1 protein-coding gene is annotated in these 1,486 nt (G+C 57.3%); it reads left to right on the forward strand.

Annotated elements, in window-relative coordinates; genetic code table 11:
• A partial coding sequence (locus EAY64_RS20445; protein ID WP_158604722.1) for a TonB-dependent receptor occupies positions 1-1,385 on the forward strand: 1,385 nt, incomplete at its 5' end.
• Positions 1,386-1,486: the final 101 nt, after the last annotated feature.

Here is a 1,486-nt window from a genome sequence, read left to right on the forward strand (position 1 = left end):
TTGCCAACCAGCGCATGGACATGACCGACAACAGCAGCGACCAGCTGAACCTGCACTACAACGGCCAGTTTGCCTGGGGCGAGCTGGATGCGCGGCTGTACAGCCAGTATGTGCGTCACCACATGGATTTCGGCAATGACAAGCAGCTGGATTACATGGGCGACATCGGCATGCCGATGGACACCGCCAGCCATACCCAGGGTGGCAGCCTGACGCTGGATCTGCCGCTGAATGCCAGCAACAAGCTGAAGCTGGGTACCGAATTCCAGCGCTACCAGTTGAATGACTGGTGGCCGCCGGTCGCAGGGGACACCATGATGATGGGGCCGGAAACCTTCTGGAACATCAAGAACGGCAAGCGCGACAAACTGGATGTGTTTGCCGAATGGCAGGCGGACTGGACCCCGCAATGGCGCAGCATCATCGGTACCCGTCTGAGCCAGGTGAAAACCAATGCCGACAATGTGTCCGGCTATAGCAGCATGTATGACAGCGACGCTGCTGCCTTCAATGCCCAGAGCCATGCCCGTACCGACAACAATATCGACTTTTCGGCCCTGACCCGCTACACCCCCTCAGCAACCGAGCAGTACGAACTGGCTTTTGCCCGCAAGACCCGTTCGCCCAATCTGTACGAGCGCTATACCTGGGCCACCGACAGCATGACCTCCATCATGAATAACTTTGCCGGTGATGGTAACGGTTATGTGGGTAACCCCAACCTCAAGCCGGAAGTGGCCAATACCCTGAGCAGCAGCCTTGACTGGCATGCGGCGGATGGCGAAGCGTGGCTGTTCAGGGTCAGTCCGTATTACAGCTACGTGCAAAACTATATCGACGCCAAGCGCTACGATGCCAGCAGTACTGCGACTACCGGCTATGTGGTGCTGCAATACGTCAACCAGAACGCCCAGCTATACGGCGTGGATGTCAGTGGCAAGCTGCAGCTAGCCAAAAACACGGCCTATGGCAGCTTTGATGCAACCGCCCAGCTCAGCTACACCCGTGGCGAAAACCTGAGCACCGGCGACAATCTGTACAACATCATGCCGCTCAACGCCAAACTGGCGCTGGTGAATAAGCTGGGGCAATGGACCAGCACTGCCGAATGGCAGGCAGTCCGCGCCAAGACTGAGGTTTCTGCCGTGCGTAATGAGGCCAAAACCCCTGGCTATAGCTTGTTCAACTTGCGCACCCGCTATGAAACCAAGCAATTCAGCGTGGATGTGGGCATCGACAATGTGTTCAACCGCTTCTACACGCTGCCGCTGGGCGGGGCCTATACCGGCCAGGGTGCCACCATGGGCATCAACAGCATTGCCTGGGGTGTTGGCGTGCCGGGAGCTGCCCGTTCGCTGTATACCGCCTTCAGCTACAAGTTCTGAGCCGACTGCGTTTAGTCATTCAGCCCACCTGCATGGTGGGCTTTTTTATTGGCAGGCAGTTTGGGCTGCGACAATATGCCACATTTTTAATTCCGGCCAAT

The organism is Aquitalea palustris, assembly GCF_003693445.1.
Lineage (GTDB): Bacteria > Pseudomonadota > Gammaproteobacteria > Burkholderiales > Chromobacteriaceae > Aquitalea > Aquitalea palustris.